Source organism: Pseudomonas sp. MF08817 (assembly GCF_059862705.1).
Window position 1 is genome coordinate 38,336 of sequence record NZ_JCBCUY010000041.1, and the last position, 6,936, is coordinate 45,271.

Annotated in this window: 5 protein-coding genes; all 5 read left to right on the top strand. The window is 65.8% G+C overall.

Annotation, left to right across the window (positions count from 1 at the left end):
* The first annotated feature begins 38 nt into the window (after nt 1-38).
* Nucleotides 39-569, top strand: coding sequence for a DUF5943 domain-containing protein (locus AC19YR_RS21445; RefSeq protein WP_095109012.1), 531 nt, complete (start codon nt 39-41; stop codon nt 567-569).
* Between the two features lie 15 nt (nt 570-584).
* Nucleotides 585-2,645, top strand: a complete 2,061-nt coding sequence (gene dgcA / locus AC19YR_RS21450) for a dimethylglycine demethylation protein DgcA (protein WP_500600055.1) — start codon at nt 585-587, stop codon at nt 2,643-2,645.
* Nucleotides 2,646-2,749: 104 nt separating this feature from the next.
* Entirely contained in the window at nt 2,750-4,693 is a 1,944-nt protein-coding gene (gene dgcB, locus AC19YR_RS21455) for a dimethylglycine demethylation protein DgcB (protein WP_500600056.1), read from the top strand.
* Nucleotides 4,693-5,913, top strand: a complete 1,221-nt coding sequence (gene etfA, locus AC19YR_RS21460) for an electron transfer flavoprotein subunit alpha (protein ID WP_500600057.1) — start codon at nt 4,693-4,695, stop codon at nt 5,911-5,913. The genes dgcB and etfA overlap by 1 nt, the downstream gene beginning before the upstream one ends.
* A gap of 16 nt (nt 5,914-5,929) precedes the next feature.
* Nucleotides 5,930-6,700 carry an electron transfer flavoprotein subunit beta gene (gene etfB / locus AC19YR_RS21465; RefSeq protein ID WP_500600058.1) on the top strand — a complete coding sequence of 257 codons (771 nt, stop codon included), beginning with the start codon at nt 5,930-5,932 and terminating at the stop codon, nt 6,698-6,700.
* The last annotated feature ends 236 nt before the right edge of the window (nt 6,701-6,936 follow it).

Sequence of the window (6,936 nt, forward strand, 5' to 3'; positions counted from 1 at the left end):
GGTGGGTCATCTACAGAATTTTTTGGAGTTAAGTTTCCATGGCCAAGATCGCCCCGCAACTGCCCATCGAAGTCGACAGTGAAACCGGTGTCTGGACCTCCGACGCCCTGCCGATGCTTTACGTACCACGGCACTTTTTCGTCAATAACCACATGGGCATCGAAGAAGTCCTGGGTGCCGAGGCCTACGCCGAAATCCTCTATAAGGCCGGCTACAAATCCGCCTGGCATTGGTGCGAGAAAGAGGCCCAGTGCCATGGCCTGGAAGGGGTGGCGGTGTTCGAGCACTACATGAAGCGCCTGTCGCAGCGCGGCTGGGGCCTGTTCAAGATCCAGGCCATCGACCTCGATAAAGGCACCGCCAGCGTCAAGCTCGAACACTCGGCGTTCGTCTATGTGTACGGCAAGGTCGGGCGCAAGGTGGACTACATGTTCACCGGTTGGTTTGCCGGGGCCATGGACCAGATTCTGGCCGCGCGCGGCAGCCCCCTGCGCACCGTCGCCGAACAAGTTTACGGAGGCTCCGAAGAGGGCCACGAAGACGGCTTGTTCACCGTCAAGCCGTTGTAATCCGAGGACCCTGCCATGGCTTTTGAAGCAATGTTCGCGCCGATCCAGATCGGCAAGTTGACCATCCGCAACCGCGTACTCAGCACTGCCCACGCCGAGGTGTACGCCACCGACGGCGGCATGACCACCGACCGCTACGTCAAGTACTACGAAGAAAAGGCCAAGGGCGGCATCGGCCTGGCGATTTGCGGTGGCTCTTCGGTGGTGGCCATCGACAGCCCGCAGGAATGGTGGAGTTCGGTCAACCTGGCCACCGACCGCATCATCCCGCACTTCCAGAACCTGGCCGACGCCATGCACAAGCATGGCGCCAAGATCATGATCCAGATAACCCACATGGGCCGTCGCTCGCGCTGGGACGGCTTCAACTGGCCGACCCTGATGTCGCCCTCCGGCGTGCGTGAGCCGGTGCACCGCGCCACCTGCAAGACCATCGAACCGGAAGAAATCTGGCGGGTGATCGGCAACTACGCCCAAGCCGCGCGCCGGGCCAAGGCCGGGGGCCTGGACGGCGTCGAACTGTCGGCGGTGCACCAGCACATGATCGACCAGTTCTGGAGCCCACGGGTCAACAAGCGCACCGACGAATGGGGCGGCAGCTTCGAGGGCCGGATGAAGTTCGGCGTGGAAGTGCTCAAGGCCGTGCGCGCCGAAGTCGGCCCGGACTTTTGCGTGGGCATCCGCCTGTGCGGCGACGAGTTCCACCCCGATGGCCTGAGCCACGAGGACATGAAGCAGATCGCCAAGTATTACGACGACACCGGCATGCTCGACTTCATCGGCGTCGTCGGCTCGGGCTGCGACACCCACAACACCCTGGCCAACGTCATCCCCAACATGAGCTACCCGCCGGAGCCGTTCCTGCACCTGGCCGCCGGCATCAAGGAAGTGGTCAAGGTGCCGGTGCTGCACGCGCAGAACATCAAAGACCCGAACCAGGCCACGCGCATCCTCGAAGGTGGCTATGTGGACATGGTCGGCATGACCCGCGCCCACATCGCCGACCCGCACCTGATCGCCAAGATCAAGATGGGCCAGATCGACCAGATCAAGCAGTGCGTGGGCGCCAACTACTGCATCGACCGCCAGTACCAGGGCCTGGACGTGCTGTGCATCCAGAACGCCGCCACCTCGCGCGAATACATGGGCGTGCCCCACATCATCGAAAAAACCACCGGGGTGAAACGCACCGTGGTGGTGGTCGGTGCCGGCCCGGCCGGGATGGAAGCCGCCCGCGTGGCCGCCGAACGGGGCCATCAGGTGACCTTACTGGAGAAGAAGGAATTTATCGGCGGGCAGATCACCACGGCGTCCAAGGCGCCGCAGCGCGACCAGATCGCTGGCATCACCCGTTGGTACCAACTGGAGCTGGCGCGGCTGAAAGTTGACCTGCGCCTGGGCGTGGCCGCCGACACGGCGACCATCCTCGACCTGCGCCCCGACATCATCGTGCTCGCCGTGGGCGGGCACCCCAACCTTGAGCAGAACGAACATTGGGGCGCGGCCGAAGGCCTGGTGGTCAGCAGTTGGGACGTGCTCGACGGCAAGGTCGCGCCAGGCAAGAACGTGCTGGTCTACGACACCATTTGCGAGTTCACCGGTATGTCGGTGGCCGACTTTCTCGCCGACAAGGGCAGCCAGGTGGAAATCGTCACCGACGACATCAAGCCCGGCGTGGCGATTGGCGGCACGTCCTTCCCCACCTACTACCGCAGCATGTACCCCAAGGAGGTGGTCATGACCGGCGACATGATGCTGGAGAAGGTCTACCGCGAAGGCGACAAGTTGATCGCCGTGCTGGAGAACGAATACACCGGCGCCAAGGAGGAGCGGGTGGTGGACCAAGTGGTGGTGGAAAACGGCGTGCGCCCCGACGAGGCCCTGTACTACGGCCTCAAGCAAGGCTCGCGCAACAAGGGCCAGATCGACGTCGAAGCCCTGTTCGCCATCAAGCCGCAGCCGTGCCTGAGCGAGGCGGGTGATGGGTACTTGTTGTTCCGCATTGGCGACTGTGTCGCCCAGCGCAACACCCATGCCGCCATCTACGACGCCTTGCGCCTGTGCAAAGACTTTTAAGAGCGGTTGTTAGCGACAAGCGACAAGCGGCAAGCAAGAGCACCGAATGACCGGCTCTGGCTTGTCGCTTGCAGCTTGAAGCTTGCCACTCAGAGGCTACCCCCATGCTGAACACCCTTCTTCCCCTCCTGCTGTTCACTGCCTTGGGCCTCACGGTCCTCGGCGCTTTGCGGCGGATGAACCTGTGGCGCCGGGGCCGGGCCTCGAAGGTCGACCTGCTTGGCGGCCTGCTGGCCATGCCCAAGCGCTACATGGTCGATTTGCACCATGTGGTGGCCCGCGACAAGTACATCGCCAACACCCACGTCGCCACCGCACTGGGCTTTGTGCTGTCGGCGTTGCTGGCGATTGTGGTGCACGGTTTCGGCCTGCACAGCCGCGTGCTCGGCTACGCCTTGCTGGCGGCCTGCGGGCTGATGTTCGTGGGCGCGATCTTCGTTTACCTGCGCCGGCGCAACCCGCCCGCGCGGCTGTCCAAAGGCCCGTGGATGCGCTTGCCGAAAAGCCTGATGGCGTTTGCCGTGAGTTTCTTTTTACTGACCCTGCCGGTGGCCGGCGTGTTGTCGGCGAACTTCGGCGGCTGGGTGCTGGTGGTGTTGCTGGGCCTGGGCGTGCTGTGGGGCGTAGCGGAGATGTTCTTTGGCATGACCTGGGGCGGGCCGATGAAACACGCCTTCGCCGGCGCCCTGCACCTGGCCTGGCACCGACGCGCCGAGCGTTTCGGCGGCGGGCGCTCCACGGGCCTCAAACCCCTGGACTTGAACGACCTGGCGGCGCCCCTGGGGGTGGAAAAACCCAAGGATTTCACCTGGAACCAACTGCTGGGTTTTGACGCCTGCGTGCAGTGCGGCCGCTGCGAAGCGGCGTGCCCGGCGTTTGCCGCGGGCCAGCCGCTGAACCCGAAAAAACTCATCCAGGACATGGTGGTTGGCCTGGCCGGCGGCACCGATGCCAAGTTCGCCGGCAGCCCCTACCCGGGCAAAGCTATTGGTGAACACGGTGGCAACCCGCACCAGCCTATCGTCAACGGCCTGGTGGACGCCGAAACGCTATGGTCATGCACCACGTGCCGCGCCTGCGTGGAAGAGTGCCCGATGATGATCGAGCACGTAGACGCCATCGTCGATATGCGCCGCCACCTGACCCTGGAAAAGGGCGCTACGCCGAACAAGGGCGCCGAAGTGCTGGAAAACCTGATCGCTACCGACAACCCCGGCGGCTTCGCCCCCGGCGGGCGGATGAACTGGGCGGCGGACCTGAACCTCAACCTGCTCAACGACAAGCAGGCCTGCGACGTGTTGTTCTGGGTTGGCGACGGCGCCTTCGACATGCGCAACCAGCGCACCCTGCGCGCCTTCGTCAAAGTGCTCAAGGCTGCCGGCGTGGACTTCGCCGTGCTCGGCCTGGAGGAGCGCGACAGCGGCGACGTGGCCCGGCGCCTGGGCGATGAGGCGACCTTCCAACGGCTGGCCCGGCGCAATATCCAGACCCTGGCCCAATACCGCTTCAACCGTATCGTCACCTGCGACCCCCACAGCTTCCACGTGCTGAAAAACGAGTACGGCGCCTTCGACGGCAACTACCGGGTGCAGCACCACAGCACCTACATGGCCGAGTTGATCGCGGCGGGCAGCCTCAACCTGGGCCGGCACAAAGGCGCCAGCGTGACCTACCACGACCCGTGCTACCTGGGCCGCTACAACGGCGAATACGAAGCACCGCGCCAAGTGCTGCGCGCCCTGGGCATCGAGGTCCAGGAGATGCAGCGCGCGGGGTTTCGCTCGCGCTGCTGCGGCGGCGGTGGCGGCGCGCCGATCACCGATATCCCAGGCAAGCAGCGCATCCCCGACATGCGCATGGACGACATCCGCGAAACCGGCGCCGAGCTGGTGGCAGTGGGCTGCCCGCAATGCACGGCGATGCTTGAAGGGGTGGTCGAACCGCGCCCAGCCATCAAGGACATCGCCGAGCTGGTGGCCGAGGCCCTGCTCGAAGACGCCGCGCCGAACCCGGCTGCGGCCCGCCGCGAACCCATGGAGGTGCACTGATGAGCGACATCATCCGCCGCGACCCTCACGCCGAGTGGATTGCCCGCAACCGCTTGCACCCGCTGCACGCGGCCCTGCAACCGGCGCAACACAGCTGGATGGGGCCCAACGGCGTGCTGCGCAAGAACCCCCACGGCATCGGTTTTATCGGCCCCAACGGCGTCAAGCGCATCGACCGCAGCGGCGCCCAGCAGGGCGGTACGGCCAAGCGCACGGCGGCGGTGCAGGTGCAATTGCCGCTGCACCGGGTGGCGCAACCGGCGTTTTACATCGCCGTGGTGCCGGACATGGTCGGCGGCCGCTTGAGCAGCCACGACCGCGACCTGCTGGGCCTGGCCCGGCAACTGGCCGGCACGGACGGCGCGGTGCTGGCGCTGGTGTTTGGCGAGCACAAGGAAAACACCTTCGCCACGGCGGGAGTGGATCGCCTGTTGCCGCTCGACGGCGAGCAGTTCAGCGGTTATGCACCGGAGCAACGGGTGCAGGGTCTGCGGGCTGTGGATAACCAATTCGCGCCACGCCATTGGCTGCTGCCCGACAGCCGCAGCGGTGGCGGCGAACTGGGCCGGCGCTTTGCCGCTGCCCTGGGCGAACGCCCGGCCACACGGGTGTGGCAGGTTAAGGACGAGGCCTGTATCGGCCGCGCCGGCGCGGGTTTGCAAGACCTCGCCCGGCCGCTGGCGCGGGTGATTTTGGCCGGCGCCGAATGCGCCGAACCGGTCAGTGAAAGCCGCCACGAAGCGTTGCCCGTGGAGTTATCCACAGCCGTGGCGCGCAGCCTCTCGCGCATCGAAGACCTGGGCGCGGTGGCCGTGGACCCGGCGGCGATTCCCATGGCCGAGGCCGAGTTCATTTTTTCCGGCGGCAACGGGGTCAAGGACTGGGCGCTGTTCCATCAGGCTGCCGCCGCGCTGGGGGCCACCGAAGGCGCTTCGCGGGTGGCGGTGGACGATGGCTTCATGGCCCGCGATCGCCAGGTCGGCGCGTCCGGCACCTGGGTCACTGCACGGGTGTATGTGGCGGTGGGGATCAGCGGCGCGATCCAGCACCTGCAAGGCATCGCTGCCTGCGACAAGGTGGTGGCGATCAACCTCGACCCCGGCTGCGACATGATTAAACGCGCCGACCTGTCGGTGATTGGCGAGAGCGCAGCGCTGCTCACCGCCCTGATTGAAGCGGTCGCCGCTTACCGCAATGAAACCCGGCGCGATGCGGCCTAACCCGAGGACGAAGGCAATGAGTACACACGTGATTAGCCTGGTGTCCATCGGCGCCCACCCGACCTCCGGCCGGCCCCGGCGCGCCGAGCAGGATGCACGGGCCGTGGAGCTGGGCCTGCAACTGGCTGGGGATAACTTGCAGGTGTTGCACGCCGGCGACGCCGCCGAACCGGCCCTGCGCGCCTACCTGGGCATGGGCCTGGCGCAACTGCATGTGCTGGAACAAACCCCGGGCAGCGACGCCTTGCCGGCCCTGGCCGACTACCTGCGCGGCGCCGGCGCCCAAGTGGTGCTCACCGGCAGCCAGGCCGAAACCGGCGAGGGCTCGGGCATGCTGCCCTTTTTGCTCGCCGAAAGCCTGGGCTGGCCGCTGGTGGTGGGGCTGGCCGAGGTCGAATCCATCGAAGGCGGCGCAGCCCTGGTGCTGCAAGCCTTGCCCCGGGGCCAGCGGCGGCGCTTGAAGGTCAAGCTGCCGTTCCTCGCCACCGTTGATAACGCCGCGCCCAAACCCCGGCAAAGCGCCTACGGCCCGGCGCGCCGGGGCCTGCTAGCCACCGAGGCAGTGCCGTTGACGGCCGACGCACTGCTCGCCAGCGCCACCCTGCAACCGGCCAAACCGCGGCCCAAGCGCCTGAAAGTCATCAAAGCCAAAAGCGGCGCCGACCGCATGAAGGCCGCCACCGCCAAAGCCAGCGGCGGCGGTGGCCAACTCCTGAAAAACCTCAGCCCTCAGGAAGGCGCACAGGCCATCCTCAAACTGCTGATCGAAGAGGGCGTAGTGCGCTGAAACCCCCTAGCTTAGCCAGGTGTGAGCGGCCTCTGTGGGAGCGGGCTCTGCCCGCGATGGGTGCCCCCATGCGGCCTCGCCTGCCGCTATCCCCTCAAGGGTCTTTATCGTCGTAGGCCGATTCCCACTTATCGCGTCCGTTTAGTCTGATTTCTAGCCGGAATCGGCGTCGTTACCATCGCGCCTTGCTTGTTTGCGAGGTTGAAATGATGGAGACACTCCTATGGCGTGAGCTG

Coding starts and splice junctions, on each gene's coding strand:
- AC19YR_RS21445 (WP_095109012.1), top strand. CDS start 39: ATGGCCAAGATCGCCCCGCAACTGCCCATCGAAGTCGACAGTGAAACC.
- dgcA (WP_500600055.1), top strand. CDS start 585: ATGGCTTTTGAAGCAATGTTCGCGCCGATCCAGATCGGCAAGTTGACC.
- dgcB (WP_500600056.1), top strand. CDS start 2,750: ATGCTGAACACCCTTCTTCCCCTCCTGCTGTTCACTGCCTTGGGCCTC.
- etfA (WP_500600057.1), top strand. CDS start 4,693: ATGAGCGACATCATCCGCCGCGACCCTCACGCCGAGTGGATTGCCCGC.
- etfB (WP_500600058.1), top strand. CDS start 5,930: ATGAGTACACACGTGATTAGCCTGGTGTCCATCGGCGCCCACCCGACC.